The organism is Bradyrhizobium agreste (assembly GCF_016031625.1).
Taxonomy (GTDB): Bacteria; Pseudomonadota; Alphaproteobacteria; order Rhizobiales; family Xanthobacteraceae; genus Bradyrhizobium; species Bradyrhizobium agreste.
In genome coordinates, this window is record NZ_JACCHP010000001.1 from 138,871 (window position 1) to 154,055 (window position 15,185).

Here is a 15,185-nt window from a genome sequence, read left to right on the forward strand (position 1 = left end):
GCCGTGATCTAGAGACGGTGTTCCACTGCGACTTCTTGCCGCTGTGGGTATGCGGTCAATGAATGTGTATTCGTCATCTGAAGAACTCGCCGGCCGACCGCCTAAAACGATCGGACACGCGGTAAAGCCAGGGCATACGGCAAAGCTGCCAGCCCACAGCACTGGCCCGGTACGGTCGACACCACGTTGCGCAGCTGATGTGGCCTTCACGAATATTGAAGCCAACCGAATACGAATTTGGCGTGCACCACCCACCCCGAGGACGATCCTTCAACTGAATAGGCTACCAATGCATTATCATGCTGTGCGCACACGCATGCTCCAAGACCAATTTTCTAATCGCAGGGACAGAGTTCGTCGAAGTCTGCCCTTGCGCCGCCTATACCGCAAAATACTTTGTGCCAGGCTTGCGAGCGATCGGTTTCATTTTACTGCGCGCGCTGATGGCGCGGTCAGGGGAAACCAGTGAGCATGGTCCGCAATCAGCCACAACAGCTGCTGTTCGTATGTGAATTGCCGCATAGGTTCGTCAGCTTTTAGAAAGCTAGCGTGGGTACAGAGCCACTGAGGTTAGCGAGGCGTGGTAGAGACAGCGCCACTACCAGAATGGGACAGCGCCGAGTCACGTTCCTGCTAACCTCAATCTGGAGCGCAGGCGCGGCGGGAACAGCGCCGATCCAGTCCCAAAACCGACCGGGGCCGAGTCGCGCCCGCGCTGCTTCCAGTATCCGAGAAACGACCCAGGTAGCCGCACCGTCGCGCTTTTTTCAGGAACGGACACCCGGCCCCCTTGGGCCGAGGGAGATTCGCGACGTTAGATTTTGCATCGCATGTGGTCTTTCAAGCGATCGCTTCCATGCCTCCCGTCGTACCCCGCCAACATTCTTAGGCTCTGTCATAAAGCGGCAGCGTGTAAGCATTTTTTTTCATGCAGCAGAGCGGTTCGGAATGCTGGGCATCTCCAATTTCCCTGCGAAGGTAGCGGGCGAGCCTGCAAAAGTAGCAGACGATCCAACCAATTCAGGTAGGTGATTGGCAGTCGTACGAAGCTTACAACTTCGCGAGGTGTCAGCGTGATACCGAATGGGACAAGGCTGGTGTCAAGGTTAGCGGCGCGTGGCAGGGACAGCGCTTTTCCAGGGATTGAGCGCCGAGTCACGTCGCCGTTAACCTTTGACGTCGCTGGGGCGGTACGACAAGCGGTTTCGAAGGGCTTGCCCGCTAGTAGAGCTGGGTGCCCTCCGGTACCTCTCGGTAATACTGAGCTGGCACTGCAAGGGGCTTGCCCCCCACGGGAGCAAAGGTGGCCAGCGACTAGAGAGGCTTGTGGCATCAGCCAGGAACAGCGCCTTCAGGTTTCACGACCCGATCGCCGAGCCACCCGCTCGCTTCGCTAGCATAGCGGCAAGCCGGAGCAGCATCGGATTCCTTCTATGGCGCCAGTCGCGTCTGCGCTGCTCTCCGTGTTCTGCAACACCTGTTTTCTTACACCCTCGTCGCTCTTGCTCACCGCTGGGCACGTCGAAGTCTCTCAGCTGAGTGACCTGAAGGGTATGCCGGCCCACGGCGCTCTAATGGACCGGACAAGAGGCCAAGCCCAAACCTCTCAGCTAGTCTCAACCGCTCGCCGAATCCTAATTCGTTCACCCTCATGCGTCATGGCTAACGATACCTGGTCATCTGCGACTTCATAGTAGCGGACCCCAATCCGCGATGTCTCGCCGCTTGCCCTCGCGCTATCGCCTACGCGCTTCAAGTCGAAACTACGAGACCTTGCTGTCTGGATGCCACCCTTGTGCACTCAATGGCTTCTGCCAAAAAAGTTACAACTTGCCGTACCGCGTTCATTTGAACTGGTCGTTATACTTAATAACCTGACTGGCGCGCGTTGCAAGAGCCGCAGCTAAGAGGGTTCGCCGGCGTGCCTCTTGAGCGGAGGGGCCTAAAATTCCGTATCATGGCTGATGGCGGCGAGCGCAGAGATGTTGTACCGGTAGACGTAAATTCTCAGCCCAGAGAATGAACGAGATTAGGGTCCCTCAAACGCGCTGACTGCGCTGATACAAGGCTAAAGACCGTTATAAAAATGGCTGACCGGCTGTCGCTGCGATCGTGATCGTCTGCGCCGGCTCGTTTCATCGGAGCTGCAACTCGATTTCGATGACTGGAGGAGCATCGCCTCGCCCAGTCAGCATCTTTGCTTGCCTCGAGGCCGCTCGTGTGAGCTGGGCAGCGGAATCGAACCGCTGCCGAGCCGCCAGTTCGGATGAGCTTCGGCCAGCGCCCAGAAAACCTGCGCCCGCCGCAAATCGGAAGAAGTCGACATACCATCGCTTGTGCGGGCCGCCCCAGTAGCGTTCGGAAAGGCGATACGGTGGCACCCATATGCACCAATCCGATAATCCTTTTAGGCGGGTTATAGCCAGTGGATTGATGACCATCGAAATGGCTGCTTTCGCGCATGAGGGCTCGTGCGCTTGTGGCTTACAACGTGCGCCGGATCCGCGTCCAGCGCGGTATTCCGCAGGAGCAACTGGCTTACGATGCAGGAGTTGATCGCTCCTACATGAGCGGACTTGAGCGCCAAGAAGCGAACCCGACAGTCGATCTTCTTGATCGCCTTGCCGAGACGCTCGGCGTAGCTGTCTCCGAACTGTTTGTTCGGCCATCCAAGGGCGCCCCGCCACCTGCAATCTTACCTAAAGGCCGCAAACCGAAGCCTAAACGCGGCAAAAGGACGTAAGTCCCCAGACAACCACCATCTGAGACAATGATGCCGTGCGCTACCGGCGCACGTATCGCGCGCGCAAGAGGATTTTCTGCGTGGCGGGCGCTGATACGCAGCGATCCGGCCATGAGCATCGAATATTGTGATGGGCTTGCGCCGGAGCAGACAATGGCGGCTCGAGACGATGACGTTCCTCTAAATGCCATTCGGGCTTTTGTGACGGTCGCCCGTGAAGGCAGCGTTACGCGCGCGGCCACCACTTTGGGGACAACGCAAAGTTCGGTCAGCCGTTATTTGGCTGTACTGCGGGATTATCTAGGGGCTGACCTCATCGAGCGGCGTGGCCGGCGCAACGATTTGACCGAATTCGGAAGGCTATTTGCAAACGCGGTGTCTGAACCGCTCGAAACCGTCAGTTTCACGGCCAAGAGAATGCGGCGCCGGGCCGGCGCAGGAACGAATCGGATCGTGGTCCGCACGTCACTATCGATCTTTGCTTTCTCTATCCTTATTCCAAATCTGCAGGCTTTCTCTTCGGAAGCGGGGGGCGTTATCGTGGACATCATCAGCTCGCTGGCGCACCCGACATCTTCGGATGATTTCGATGTTTTGATTACACGGGATCTTTCCGTCATCGAACCCGCTGACAGTTGGGAGATTTATAAAGAGGAGCTGGTGTGTGTCGGCCCACCAAATCTGGTCGGGGGTAGAGAGCTCTCGATTGTCCGTTCAACCCCGCTACTGAATATTACATCCCGCCCCGACATCCTGCCAACATGGCTGAGAGCCATGAACTTGTCTTCGAGCGACATTCGAGTGGGCGCCCGGTATGATCACAACTATCTTGCTCTGGCGGCAGTCATGACGGGAAAATGCCTTCTTGTCGCGCCGGAGATCGTGGTCGGTGATCTAGTCAGAGGGGGTGCTTTGCAAATCATCCCTGGCAGCCGCACTCCAAGTGGCATGCAATATCGCGCCTATGCCGTAGATCGCAGCGCGCACCCCGAGATCGCACGTTCTTTTTGCCGATGGCTCGCTCGTCTTTGCAAGAAGGTAGCACTTGCGCACGTTGCCTGAGGTCTAGCGGCGTCTCGATCCGCTGCAGAAAGAGATCAATATTCAGTTCGAGAGCGCTCAACTCAAGAAAACTATTTAAAGTATAATCCGCAAAGCCCACGGAGATCGCCCCCTCTGTTGCAGCGCAATCAAGACGGCAACAATGAGATATCGGAGGGCAAAGACTTTATCCTATCCACCATCGTGCCAGGCAGCAGAAAAATTGCACAACGGGTGCTGGCCATTTATCGCGCCGCACAGCCACTACTTGTCATCCCTGCCCCTGCGTTTGTCGAGAAACGCTCGCCAGCGTAGGCGCATGAGGCGCTGCCCCAGCTTAACAAGTCGAATGGTTCGACTGCGCAAATCGTCTGTTTTCCAGGCGCGCTCGGCAATACGATGACTTCCAAACAGGCCTTGCGCGATCTGGCGATAGCTATTCCCTTGTTGCCATCCATCCACGGCACGCAACGCCAGGATCAGCCGACGCCGCTTCAAAGCCGGCAAAGCAAGTGGCGGCTCTCCGAGCGCCGGACGCTGAAATGCAAGCCAAAATCGACGTGCGGCCCGGAGGCGAAGCCCGAAATCGCTATCTAGCGGCAGATCAACGACGACAGCACATCCGCTCGCCGGAAACTCTCTTAACCAAAGGCGATGCTTCGTGCCCCCGAGCGGCACGATCGCATGCCATCCATCCGGCGCCCGGCGAAGCTCGCCGCCCGGCAGATTGTCGAAATCGAGCTGATAGGCTTTGGGCGCAATGAGGCCAGCCGCCCGCACAGCCATTACAGTCGGCAGCACCTCAGGTGCCCAAAAGACTGCTTGCTCGTCGAAAGTCTTTTCCGGATCAGCAGGAAAACGAAAGCCCCCACTTGCGTCGGAATTCGCCCGCCGCGGCGCTTGAACGTTCGCCGCGAGATAACCGCTTAAAATTTTCTTGGTAGTTGTGGTCCCGGCGCAGCCACTCCCAGGCCAGGTCGGCAGCATCTGCTGTCTTCAGGCCGCTGTACGCTTCCTCAGATCTCCAGTCAGTATTCGGCATCGCACCTTTCCCGCACAATGTTCAGACGCGGCGAAATGCAGCCGATGATTGTGGCGCTTTCCGGCCGCTTGCTTACCCGTGTGCGCCTCTTCGACGCAACAAATCGATGGAACAATCAACTTTTACGATTGCGACGACCTCGACGTCCGCGCTGATCAGTGCTTTGGCCATCCGCTGCGCAGCAGATCACGATAGCCCTTGGCTGCTAGCCACTTGGCCCGCCTCAGATGACTTTCGAACGTGCGTCGCGCTCGATCCGGTTCAGCGGTCGGGTCAAGCCCAAGCACGATGCGCGAAATTTCACGCCAATCTGCCATTTCAGCATCGGCATCAAGAAGTCGCATGTAGGCAACGGCGTGCTCCTTGTCATAGGGCGTGAGCTCGTCGACGCACGGGGCGAATTCTGCGATCTTCGGCTCGGCTGGCACTGCTTCAAACTCCTACCCAGCTGAAAAATCTACCGAAATCAGAGCGACGATAACCAATCTGATGTTGTTTTGGTACCTACTCAATGGTCGCACGCCGACCTCCTTTTTTCCGCTCAGATGGCAATCGCCATATCGGCTCACATTGGTTAGGTGGCTCCCTCCTGCGCTTTCTCTTTGTCATCGCGCTCTATACTCCAAGCGATTGCATATGTGCCCTGTAACTCGGTTGTCCTTGCTGTTCCTGGCGGAAGGCGTGATGGTCGTGGTGAGGAGCCCCGGTCGCACTGTGAACGGCAATAGCCAGAACCGGTCAACTGGAGAATATTTGCTTCCGTTTCGACCCACAGTTGAATATTCGTTCTATATGGACGCGATTTCGGGACAACGCCGCACGTACCGGTGAGGACCATTCTTCTCTGCCGCCAATGGCAAGCTATTGCCCACGAGAACGCTTGTGATGATCAACGGGAAGACGGGCACGCACTAGCTGCGTCTGCATTCACCATTGCCTGATTCCTCGAAGCAATAGCGGAGGACAGTCAAAGCTGGTGCGAGCTTATCGTAATACTCTGGCTATAACCAGTGGTTTCATAATCGTCGGAATGGCTGCCTCTGCGCATGAACGCTCGTGCGCTTGTGGCCTGGAATGTGCGCCGGATCCGCGTAGAGCGCGGCATTCCGCAAGACCAATTGGCCTATGATGCCGGGATCGACCGCTCATACATGGGACGCATTGAGCAGAAGAAAGAGAACCCAACTATTGATCTCCTGGAACGCATCGCCGCGACTTTGGGCGTTCACTTGTCCGAATTATTCACACAGCCGGCTAAAGGTGCAATGCCCCCCAAGACGATGTCCAGAGGACGCAAGCCGGCACGGCTTGGCCGAAACAAGACCTAATTATGAGCGAGCCATGTTTTCGGCTAACGCTTGGGGCGAATCGAGCCGGAGCGGCCCACGTGCTTCATCGATCTATAGCCGACGCTTTCGATCCCAGCCGATGTGGCCCCAGCAGGGTTCCGCTTAGCGCTCCCTCGGAACGGTCTGTTGAGCATCTTCGAAATGAGGGCTTACGCCGCTCGCGTACCTAGCGCCGGTCGCTTGAACCCGAGGTTTTCGAAGAGCCTGGTTGGGGGCGACGGGTGCGGTTCGGTTGATGGCAGCGCCCCAACCGGGAGTCCGCGAGGGTATGGAGGGACTGTGCTATCCTGGTGCGCAAGAGCATGAGAGCAAGCTGGTGTGCGCCTCGAGTATAGGACCTTTCCGCTGGCCGAAGATCGGAAGGTGTGATGCGCTTGCACGCGCGCACTAAGGCGATCCTGAAAAGGCTCGACTGGCGGGTTGCTCATGGGACAAAGACGCCGGCACGATCGCGAGCGGGATAGTTTCAGCCGGCGCCGGGCGCCGTGAAAGGCCATCCTACGCGTCGCGAGATGGTGGCGAATACGTTCTGAATTGGTTGTGAGCTAGGCCGGGCCTGACCATCCCGATGCGATAAAGGGATGGTGCTCGCGCAGCGAGAGCGTAAGCGTCGTTCCGCTCCCACCTTCTCGCGGCACATGGGATAGGCGAGTTTCACGATCTCTTTGAAGGGATCGGCCTGTATCTATGCTTGACCATACGTTTAAGTCGGACGTGACGGCGCGCCGGCTGGAAGTGATCACGGAGACGGGACGCCGTCGTTGGTTCTCCAAGGACGACAAGGCCCGGATCGTCGCAGAGACGCTGCTACCAGGCGCGGTCGTTTCCGAGGTTGCCCGGCGACACGGGCTAACCCCACAACAAGTCTTCACTTGGCGCCGGCAAGCCAAGACGCAGGACGAAATGGACTCGACACCCGGAGGTCAGGTGAACTGAAGGAAACAGCGAAATCGTGCCATCGGCTTCCGCTCGGAATTTCCATGCTGGAGACATGGCCTCCGACAAACTAACCCTCCTTACCTCTCCGCAGTGATCCGGACACTTCATGAGGATCGCCTCAACGTTCGTTGTCATCGAATGATGGTTCGCGGCTTCTCGTGGACGGCTGGCCGTTGCCGTTTTCTTTCCGCGGCGACATCGAAGCGTCAAGGCACGGCTGAGTCGGTAACCTGCCGAGCATACCGCACATCTTCCAACTAACCGGCGCCAATCCGATAGGGCACCGATCGTGGCCTCGTCTCGTCGGAGACCATTCGGCAAAACCAGGAGCAGATGCTGCTCGAGCTCGCGCAAATGGTCGAGATCGACTACCCGCCTGAGCCCGGCCCTAGAACTTGAATTCAGGCGCGCGCATAGCCGCCGATCAACCTGCCGTCGGCCGGCTGGTGGTGAAATTGCGCAGCTCGATGCAGAACACCTTCGAGGCGTTTCCAAGTTGCGGAGCGTCTGTTGAAGCAATGTGTGTCGTTAGAAACACGCCAACGCAACAACCTCGCCTCAAGCAGATTTATGAGCTTTCCCACCGCCAAGCCGAACACTGGCAAGATGACCACACCGGCCAACAACTGATCCGTCTGCATGAGATTGCCGGCCTTGGCGATGTGCTCAAGGTTTATGTCTTTGATCGTTTTCTGGATCCGACACCGCTTCCGAAGATCCTCAATGTCCAGGGCGCGGGGCTCGCCGTGGTGCGCGATGCCGGCGATCACAAAGCATTTTGGCTCACTGACATTGAGACCATCAGCTCGGTTATGTAGGCGGCGGATGTTGTTTGTCTCGTTGTAGTAAAGTGTATAGACCGATTCTGCGCGCGTCAGCTGATGCAGGGCGATATCGGGCTTGCGCATTTGATTGACATCGATCATTCGCACTCGGTGGAGGGCAATTGGGTGATCTGCACGATATCTGATCGAGGCCGGCGCATGAACTCCGACCATCTTTGGAGGTTTAGGCTGGTCTGTTCGCTCGGCTTTCGATGTCCGCACACCGTTGCATTAGCGTATCAAAGGTCTCTGGCTCGTCCAGCAAGAGCCCGTCGTCAACCATGTGTTGATAGTCCCGTTCTAAAACGGGCTCGCGCTTCGCCTTCAGGGACAAGCTTCAGCGCACCATTGACCACCTTGTGATAGTCAATCGTCGTGCCGGCACGGTCCTTTTCAGAGAAGAACCATGTTTTATGCTCTGCCACCGTGTCAGCCAGCTTTCGGTCTTTCAATGCAGCGTCCGCGATCCCCGCGTCATCCAGCCTCACGAGATCGTACCAGTGGCGAGCGAAACGTTCGCCTCGCAGTTTACCCTGGGTGCAAAAAACATGGATGGCAGTCGCCTTCTCCCAGAAGGTGCGCTCCGCTTTCATGGTTCTTGGCTTGGCAGTTGGAAACTCGAGCGTTTCAAGATACTGGGCGGCGTCGCAAACCGCGTCGTGAAGCTCGCTCGGCTCGCCGGTGGATCTTGCGCCGAATTCAAGCATGACGGCGGGGCTCACATAGCCGTTGCCTGTCTCTAAGGGAGCGTATCGGACGAAGATTTTGTCATCATCGGCTTCCGCCTTCGCACTCAGCTTGTCGTTTTCCAGACACTGATTGATAACGGGAAGCGCCTTTTCTTTCACCCAAACTGGAAGTCGCCCTCGGACCTGGTCGCTCCATTTTTTGCCCTGGCTACGGGTCTGAGGGACGGGATTGCTCTCGCTTGTTTTCACGAGATCAGGGGCTATTGCCCGAATATCGTAGGTAAGGTCGACGTCTTCTGAGAAGCGGCGGATTGCGCCGTATGCCTTGGAAAGGGACGTTCCGCCCTTGAAAACGAGGTGCTCTCCTAGTGGAGAGGAAAAGAGTGCATTCAAGCACCAAACAACCCAGACATCTTTCTCAAGGAGATGTGCCGGACGTCCTGAATTGGAAGCAGCAACGCCGAGCGCCTCTCGGCGCTCGGCGTCAGACAGATTTAGGAACTTGTCAGACATGCAGTTCGCTTACCGGCTTGGCAAGCCAAGTCGGCAATGAAGACGCCGCGGACTTTAGTTCACTCACTTCTGTTGGGGTCAGTTTCTGACTGACCGACCGCAATGCTCGTTCTGCCGTCTTGGGACCAACCCAGGCAAGCGCACGCACCACCTCACCAGCACGACGATTGGCCAGCGTAAGCTGCCAAAGCGGCGCATGCTTGAGCTGGACAACTTGCTTGCCAAGGTGGAGCTCGCGAGAAGGACCAGAGGTCAGGTAAACCTGACGGACAGGTACCTGCGTTGTCAAACCAAGATGGTTGGCCGCCGCCGCGCCGCTGGAAACAATGGTCTCACCGCTGCGAGCCTTGATTTCCTCAACGACTTTTTTGACCGACGGAGCTCTAACCCCGAAACGGCTTTCGACCGGACGCAGATACACCCCTCGCCTCGCGCGCAGAAGTTTTCCTCGCTCGGCAAGGCGCGAAAGGGCCTGATCAACAGCAGCACGCTTTCCAAGATGCAAAAGCGCCTTGGCAGCAATCGGTGCGCCTTCGGGCAGTTCTTTGGTGACTTCCAAAATCCGGGTGCTAAGGGCGGTCATGGCTCTCACTCCAGTGTCAGAAATATAGGAGGACTTCTGACAGCCTACAAGAGCTAAGTTTCAAAAACGTTTCGGTGTCAAATCAAGGATTTACCTCATTACGACCGATTCGGACCTTTTTTGAGGGGCAAAAAAGCGGTTCTGCCCTCCCTCCAATGTGCTGGGGCCGGATCGGTATTCAGACCGCCTGATTGTCGGTCCTTGGCGCGGAAGAGCCGGGCGCAGCAACCGCAATCGCTTCACATTGCTGAGGCCCACCACATGAAGTCTGAGCCCTCGCGTCGTGCTTCGCCCACCCAGTAAAGCGCGTTTGCCCAGCGCTCGACCAGGTGCGGTGCCGGCCCGGTTTGTCGACTCTGGACATAGACCTGAAGGACTTTACCTGCAGCATCTAGGAACGATTGCTCGGCCTTCATTTTCGCCGCTAGAGCTCCAGGCGCCGATCTCAATTCCGGCAGCTGCATACTCCAGCCCTTCAGGAAGTGCCCCTCTGCGGATATCGCCAAGCGGTCTTCCGAATAGAGGTGTTGTCGGCCGGTCTTGGCAAGTCGCCGCGCGTCCTCAACCTGGAAGCCAATTGCATCGATGGCCAAGCCCACAATGATGGATGCCTTCTGATGCGATTGAATGAGATCGTGACCTTCGATTCTTACCGTCACGATCGATCCGAAATCGCGAAGCGACGCCAACACGTCCCATGCTTCATGCAAGTCGCGGTTGCTGTTCCGGCCGAGAGCCCGATCGCGAAAATCATCGAAATGAACCATGCGTTCGTCAATCTCGAGGACGTGCGCCAGAGCGGCCGTATTCGTCACGTAGCGAGCTATCGCTACGGCGAGCCACCGGAGTTCTGCGTTGAGAGGAGTGCGCCCAGCTGTCAACGGCGAGATCGGCGACCACACACATAACTCTTGGCGTGGCCTTCGTGGGTTCCGTGACTGACGTTTAGCCGAAAGATATCTACCCCGGAAAGGTAGAGAGCACGTATCCTCTCAGGCTCGGCACTTGCCGGGACCGACTGTTGCCACGATCTTGGCGCGTGACGCGAGCGACGCAACGTGTCCCCCATCCGACGATTGTGATCTATCTAGCCGTAAAGAGCAAAGCCTAGCATTCCGGACTGCGGTCGACGGTAGTTGAGCAAGCCAATGTCCTCTTCGTCAGTCGCTCAACGCCATGCGATGGAGGCTATTGGCAAAGTAAATCCTGCTTTGAACCGATCCATGACAACCATTGTTTCAATGCGCTTTATGTCTGAACTTTCGTCTGTAAGGCGCCGGGCAAACCGCTCGTAATGTTCCATATCGTTTACGGTAACTAGCAAGACGAGGTCAGCCAGACCTGTAACGTAGAATGCGCTCATCACTTCAGGCATCTTGGTAATTTGCCTCTTTAGACGATCAACGGTATCGGCACGCGCGCGCTCCAAGGAAATGAGAACCACTGCGGTCACATTCCGCCCAATTGATTTTGGAGAAATGATGGAAACATCGGCCTCTATGACACCCGTCGATCGAAGGCGCTTCAGCCGCCGTTGAACTCCGGATGCGGATAGGCCGACCTTCCCTCCAAGTTGTTCACTACAGAGGCGATTGTCTCGTTGGACGAGATCAAGAAGACGAAAATCGATCTTGTCGAGTTGCATCACTGCCTCGCGGCCAGCGGATTGCGATCGCGTCGGGGAAGCAGACGCCTGCGCCGCTTGTCCTGACATTTTCGACTCCTCACCACGCCGCCTAGCTGTTGAACGATCGTTTTCACCCGCTGTCATATGTCTTGGAACACCTGTTGGGAGCCCAGCTCTTTGCGATACATCGAAGACAGTTGGTGCGGCGATCTCCCCCTCCACCGGGGCTCACCAAACTCCAACCCGGCCGCCCTCTCGAGGATGTCGCGGGTCGGGGTCGACGTTTCTATCGATGCGCGCCCCGGACCCGAGCACATATTCCCCGCCACAAACGAGGGTGGTAGACGGTCAAGGCGATCGTAGTGACGCCGCTGAAGAACCGCACTGGATTACAGATTTCCGAGCGCGCGACTTTGCAGCGGGGATGCACAGGATCGGGACGCAGCGACAGCGCGCCCTTCCAGCTCGATGAACTCGCCGGCTCCTTTTCGGGCCTCGTATGAGCATGAACCACTTATCACATCGTTTCCGGTGCTGCTCCGTCCCATGATCTTGTTCGTAGCCCGTCTTTTCGTTACATGACACGCCGCAACGGGCGGGATGTGTCAGGCACGACTATCGTTACGCTGTCCGTCCATTGGACCGGCTGCAATCAACTCAATATCTCGACTGCAAAGTGGGTATGATGAGGCTCCAAAAAACCGCCGCCGGATTTCTCCGGCAGCGGCTCAAGTCTTGGGAGAAAGCAGACGAACCGGTCCTGCCAGCGGAGAAGAGATAAGAAAGGAATTCTGGCCCCCCGGTCGCTATTGTTCAAAAGTTGTCGGATTTGTCACAGCGCACGAACTCAGCATCCGGGTAAAGTTGGGTAAGCCGACAGTATTAGACGCAGCTGTCTTCCAGGTCTCACGCGACAGTGACCGTCTCACGGCTCTGCAAGCGCGATATTTGCGGAGCCGCTCGGGCACGATTCACAACAGATGGCCGGCACTACCGGCCCGCGCGGTCGTCAAAGTGGAACCGATACTTCGTCAGCACAATACGGGGCGCTCTTGTTTCCCAATACAAAGGTTTCTCGCGCCAAATGCGTGCTTCTCTAGGTCGCCAGAGGGAGAAGGCGGAGTGAGGGGCTTAGCGCCAGTTTCCTCACGCCGGCTCCTCTTGACGCTTGGCAATCTGGGCAATTGTGGCGCGGCTGCATCCTGTGGCCCGCTGGATGGCGCCTCATGACCGGACAGCAGCGAGCAAGCGAGCGATGCCCTCGTTGCGCTCGATGTCCTCGGGGCCTTCCCTTGTAGCGGCCCTCAGCCTTTGCCTTCACTTGGCTCTGCGCCTGCCTGCGGCGCCTAGCCGATCGCTCATCCAGTCCGCCAGATGGGGTCTCTTTGCCGCTTACAGATGTCGGCACGATCGCGAGCGGGATAGTTTGCCGGCGCCGGGCGCCGTGAAAGGCCATCCGACGCGTCGCGAGATGGTGGCGAAAATGTTCTGAATTCGGTGTGAGCTAGGCCGGGCCTGACGATCCCGATGCGATGAAGGGGATGCGGCTCGCCGAGCGAGAGCCAACGCTTGCATCAAATCATCAAAAATGCAGCGTCATCGGTTTGACCGCGAGCAGAGACGATGCCTGAAGATCAATGCTGTTGGGCCTGGAAGAAGCCTACCAGGTGGCAGCTGCGCCGTTGGCCGGTCTGGCGCATAAGAAGGCCGGCTCCGCTCGACATTGCAGGGCCGCAACTTAGTGTTAGGTCTTCCGGCGTTTTACGAAATCCGGGAGGGCGGACAATGTCAGGCAGCCTTTGCGGCGCTTGATTTTGGCCTCTTCTCGTGCCGTACGCGGGCGTCAATCGCAAGCTGGTCCATGGCCCAGTAAGGGCTGCCGGCTTTCTTGACAGGATACGGCTCAGTCGCGCGATTGTCCCAAATTACGACGTCGCCTAATTTCCAGTTCCAGCACAGGGTGTTCCGGGGCGCAATGAGATAGGATTGCAGCCGTTCAAACAGTCTTTGGCTGGGATAGCGCTGCAGGCCGACGAAGTTGTTCACGGAACGACCGAGCGATAGCATGCGTTCACCGGTCTCGGGATGAACACGAACAATCGGATGTGTCGTTTCGTAGATCGTTCCAGTGGATACGCCGCACCAAGGCCGCTTATTGGCTTCGGTGACTCTCTCTGTCGCAGTGAGATCAGATGCGACGAAGCTCACAGCCCAAAGGTTATCTGCGAGCATCCGCAGGGGATCGGGAAGATCAAGATAAGCGGCCGCCCTGCTCGACCAAGCAATGTCGCCGCCAAAAGGCGGGACCGCTGCAAGCCGTAGCACCGAAATGGCTGCGGGGATCCGCTCATCGTTCATCTGGTTGAGATGACTGCAGGCGCGACCAGACAGCTCCTGCCTGATCGTTAAACCGCCCATTGTGTCCGCCATTGTGGGATTGGGTACCAGCGAGCCAAGACGGAGCACAAAACGCTGCTGCTGGGCATCGTCGAGATGTCCCTGATCACGGAAGAAGATGACCTTATGCTCTAGCAGAAGCCGGTTGAACGCTACGATGACATCGTCAGGCAAATCGTCCGACAGCGCAATATTCTTGATTTCGGCACCGAGCCGGTCCGCGTGCTTGACGATATCTGCTCGCGGGATGACATTTTCGACAGCCATTATTGCACTCATGACGGCGCCTCTTTCTGTGGATGTCTAAACAAGCTCAGTGGTGGTCGCGTCTGGCGACAAACCCGGCAAAACAAGCTTGATTTGTCTGAGCATGCGTCACCGTGCCGCTCAATTAGGCGGCTGAATTCTGATACACACCACCAGCATCTTAGAATCCGACTCCCTTTGCGTGTCTGCACGGCTAGTGCCGCTCTCATCGAAGGACACTCGCATATGAGACCACCAGCTCGATTTACAGCCTGATCAACAGTGCAGATCATAGACGCAGTCCATGTCCAGTCCATGAAACGAAACCAGCTTTCTTTTTAAGCTCGCGCGACGTTCGCCTCGTCCCAGAACTCATGCTTGGAAAATCCTCGAACACCGACTGTGTCGTACCTCATTCATCCGCAAGGCCTCATGCGCACGATGAAGATTAGAACTGGTTCGCGGCATGCACTCGCGAATGGGATCCACCGCCTCGAAACATTATCTACTTAAAGATGTATAACGTATTACAAACTACTTCAACTGGACCCCTAATCATATTTTTGCGACTTGGAGTTGTTCAATGCGCGACGTTTTATCAGCTGATCACTTGCTGTCATGCCTTGGACTAGCGGGAGAGGCGCAAAATAAGAAGGCTGCAACTTCAGATCAGCTTAAACAACGGACTTAATCCCTCGATTTTCGAGATTTGCACTCGGCGCGAATGCAGGTCGTCCCCGTGATGCCGTGTCTTTCGTTCTACCCGGAGACGTCGATTTTCCTTACGGCGTGCATGCCGCTTGGCTTCGCGGTAGTTCAGCACACACAATCGAAACAGAGCGCCCATGGCCAGGAATATCGCTCCGAAGGCGTCTTTGCGTTCTCAGACTGCAAGCCGCAAATTCCGGCTGGCTATCTTGCCTCCCTATGAGCGACACGACACCAAAGTGCGGTCGGATTTCAGATCAAAAGCCACCGATGTAGCTTCCTCATGATCGCTCTCTCTTATGCTTGGCTTGAGATCGAGTGCTCGCCAAGACCAGGCGCGACGTCGATCTCGCCGCGCTGCGCCACCCGCGCACGACGTCCGTCAAGATCCTGGCCAGCCGACTCCGCCGCAGCAAGTGCGCCGCCGCCCTTCGGCGACCCTGCTACAGCTTGCGCAGCGGTCACGTCACACTGCTCGAGAATG

The 15,185-nt window shown here is 57.1% G+C and carries 12 protein-coding genes and 4 pseudogenes; 6 read left to right on the top strand and 10 right to left on the bottom strand.

All coding sequences use genetic code 11. From position 1 onward, the window contains the following. Positions 1–2,461 precede the first annotated feature (2,461 nt). Together HZZ13_RS00510 and HZZ13_RS00515 are read left to right on the top strand one after the other, a co-directional pair. The gene (locus HZZ13_RS00510; RefSeq protein WP_197957750.1) at positions 2,462–2,743 is read left to right on the top strand and encodes a helix-turn-helix domain-containing protein; all 282 of its coding nucleotides are present in this window, start codon (positions 2,462–2,464) and stop codon (positions 2,741–2,743) included. Between the two features lie 111 nt (positions 2,744–2,854). Beyond that, entirely contained in the window at positions 2,855–3,805 is a 951-nt protein-coding gene (locus tag HZZ13_RS00515) for a LysR family transcriptional regulator (RefSeq protein ID WP_246504220.1), read from the top strand. Positions 3,806–4,048: 243 nt separating this feature from the next. Here HZZ13_RS00515 and HZZ13_RS00520 read toward each other — a convergent pair whose 3' ends face one another. The 3 genes from HZZ13_RS00520 to HZZ13_RS00525 all read right to left on the bottom strand — a co-directional run bounded on the left by HZZ13_RS00520 (position 4,049) and on the right by HZZ13_RS00525 (position 5,254). Further along, entirely contained in the window at positions 4,049–4,570 is a 522-nt protein-coding gene (locus HZZ13_RS00520; RefSeq protein ID WP_210349184.1) for a DUF2285 domain-containing protein, read from the bottom strand. A gap of 61 nt (positions 4,571–4,631) precedes the next feature. Next, positions 4,632–4,826, bottom strand: a complete 195-nt coding sequence (locus HZZ13_RS37530) for a transcriptional regulator domain-containing protein (protein WP_376707007.1) — start codon at positions 4,824–4,826, stop codon at positions 4,632–4,634. 155 nt (positions 4,827–4,981) lie between these two features. Further along, entirely contained in the window at positions 4,982–5,254 is a 273-nt protein-coding gene (locus HZZ13_RS00525) for a DNA -binding domain-containing protein (RefSeq protein ID WP_197957751.1), read from the bottom strand. A 618-nt stretch (positions 5,255–5,872) separates the two neighbouring features. Between HZZ13_RS00525 and HZZ13_RS00530 the strand changes: the two genes are divergently transcribed. Both HZZ13_RS00530 and HZZ13_RS00535 read left to right on the top strand, forming a co-directional pair. Then, a complete protein-coding gene (locus HZZ13_RS00530) occupies positions 5,873–6,154 on the top strand; it encodes a helix-turn-helix domain-containing protein (RefSeq protein WP_197957752.1) in 282 nt (93 codons plus the stop codon). A gap of 708 nt (positions 6,155–6,862) precedes the next feature. After that, complete coding sequence (locus tag HZZ13_RS00535) at positions 6,863–7,111, top strand: transposase (RefSeq protein ID WP_197957753.1); 249 nt, start codon at positions 6,863–6,865, stop codon at positions 7,109–7,111. Here the strand turns inward: HZZ13_RS00535 and HZZ13_RS37535 are convergent. The 6 genes and pseudogenes from HZZ13_RS37535 to HZZ13_RS00565 form a co-directional block, all read right to left on the bottom strand. Then, positions 7,025–7,249, bottom strand: a complete 225-nt coding sequence (locus HZZ13_RS37535; RefSeq protein ID WP_376707008.1) for a ubiquitination-like system serine protease family protein — start codon at positions 7,247–7,249, stop codon at positions 7,025–7,027. The genes HZZ13_RS00535 and HZZ13_RS37535 overlap by 87 nt on opposite strands. A gap of 401 nt (positions 7,250–7,650) precedes the next feature. Further along, a pseudogene (locus HZZ13_RS00540) lies at positions 7,651–7,776 on the bottom strand (ABC transporter permease); the annotation flags it as partial. Between the two features lie 346 nt (positions 7,777–8,122). After that, positions 8,123–9,140, bottom strand: a pseudogene (locus HZZ13_RS00545) (nucleotidyl transferase AbiEii/AbiGii toxin family protein). Beyond that, a complete protein-coding gene (locus HZZ13_RS00550) occupies positions 9,133–9,723 on the bottom strand; it encodes a DUF6088 family protein (protein WP_197957754.1) in 591 nt (196 codons plus the stop codon). The pseudogene HZZ13_RS00545 and the gene HZZ13_RS00550 overlap by 8 nt, the downstream one beginning before the upstream one ends. 239 nt (positions 9,724–9,962) lie before the next feature. Beyond that, entirely contained in the window at positions 9,963–10,538 is a 576-nt protein-coding gene (locus tag HZZ13_RS00555; RefSeq protein ID WP_197957755.1) for a hypothetical protein, read from the bottom strand. Between the two features lie 353 nt (positions 10,539–10,891). Continuing rightward, positions 10,892–11,368, bottom strand: coding sequence for an Lrp/AsnC family transcriptional regulator (locus HZZ13_RS00565; protein ID WP_197958074.1), 477 nt, complete (start codon positions 11,366–11,368; stop codon positions 10,892–10,894). Positions 11,369–11,703: 335 nt separating this feature from the next. Here HZZ13_RS00565 and HZZ13_RS37305 point away from each other — a divergent pair. Beyond that, positions 11,704–11,847, top strand: a pseudogene (locus HZZ13_RS37305) (LrgB family protein); the annotation flags it as partial. A gap of 1,291 nt (positions 11,848–13,138) precedes the next feature. Here HZZ13_RS37305 and HZZ13_RS00570 read toward each other — a convergent pair. Then, complete coding sequence (locus tag HZZ13_RS00570) at positions 13,139–14,014, bottom strand: TauD/TfdA dioxygenase family protein (RefSeq protein WP_246504222.1); 876 nt, start codon at positions 14,012–14,014, stop codon at positions 13,139–13,141. A 985-nt stretch (positions 14,015–14,999) separates the two neighbouring features. Here HZZ13_RS00570 and HZZ13_RS37540 point away from each other — a divergent pair. Next, a pseudogene (locus tag HZZ13_RS37540) lies at positions 15,000–15,183 on the top strand (hypothetical protein); the annotation flags it as partial. Positions 15,184–15,185: the final 2 nt, after the last annotated feature.

Excerpts from the sequence above, each read along its gene's own strand:
- HZZ13_RS00515 (WP_246504220.1), top strand. The coding sequence starts at position 2,855 with ATGAGCATCGAATATTGTGATGGGCTTGCGCCGGAGCAGACAATGGCG.
- HZZ13_RS37530 (WP_376707007.1), bottom strand. The coding sequence starts at position 4,826 with ATGCCGAATACTGACTGGAGATCTGAGGAAGCGTACAGCGGCCTGAAG.
- HZZ13_RS00510 (WP_197957750.1), top strand. The coding sequence starts at position 2,462 with ATGAGGGCTCGTGCGCTTGTGGCTTACAACGTGCGCCGGATCCGCGTC.
- HZZ13_RS00550 (WP_197957754.1), bottom strand. The coding sequence starts at position 9,723 with ATGACCGCCCTTAGCACCCGGATTTTGGAAGTCACCAAAGAACTGCCC.
- HZZ13_RS00530 (WP_197957752.1), top strand. The coding sequence starts at position 5,873 with ATGAACGCTCGTGCGCTTGTGGCCTGGAATGTGCGCCGGATCCGCGTA.
- HZZ13_RS00565 (WP_197958074.1), bottom strand. The coding sequence starts at position 11,368 with ATGCAACTCGACAAGATCGATTTTCGTCTTCTTGATCTCGTCCAACGA.
- HZZ13_RS37535 (WP_376707008.1), bottom strand. The coding sequence starts at position 7,249 with ATGACAACGAACGTTGAGGCGATCCTCATGAAGTGTCCGGATCACTGC.
- HZZ13_RS00570 (WP_246504222.1), bottom strand. The coding sequence starts at position 14,014 with ATGGCTGTCGAAAATGTCATCCCGCGAGCAGATATCGTCAAGCACGCG.
- HZZ13_RS00520 (WP_210349184.1), bottom strand. The coding sequence starts at position 4,570 with ATGGCTGTGCGGGCGGCTGGCCTCATTGCGCCCAAAGCCTATCAGCTC.
- HZZ13_RS00535 (WP_197957753.1), top strand. The coding sequence starts at position 6,863 with ATGCTTGACCATACGTTTAAGTCGGACGTGACGGCGCGCCGGCTGGAA.